Below are 259 nucleotides of genomic sequence, written 5' to 3' on the forward strand. Positions count from 1 at the left end.
GCAGCGATGTCGGGTGACGCGGTGGCTGTAGATCAAGCATTGGAACGTGCATTTGCAGATGGAGTGTCGCCAGTGGCGGTTGCGCGAGTGTTCTTAGGGGTCATCAATCGCTTGTGGCGCGTAGCGTTGGCTGTTGAAGATTGTCAAATGCGTACGGAGGCGATTAAATCTTTGCGGCCGCCTGTCTTTTTTAATCGTATGCCATCTTTCACTAAGGCTGTAGAGCGATGGACGGCTGGGGCGTTGGATCTTGCTGAGG

At 54.1% G+C, this 259-nt stretch carries 1 pseudogene; it reads left to right on the forward strand.

Features of this window, described 5'->3' with window-relative positions:
• A pseudogene (locus KB213_RS12120) lies at positions 1–259 on the forward strand (DNA polymerase III subunit delta); the annotation flags it as partial.

The organism is Neokomagataea anthophila (genome assembly GCF_018122595.1).
In the GTDB taxonomy this organism is placed as follows: Bacteria; Pseudomonadota; Alphaproteobacteria; order Acetobacterales; family Acetobacteraceae; genus Gluconobacter; species Gluconobacter anthophilus.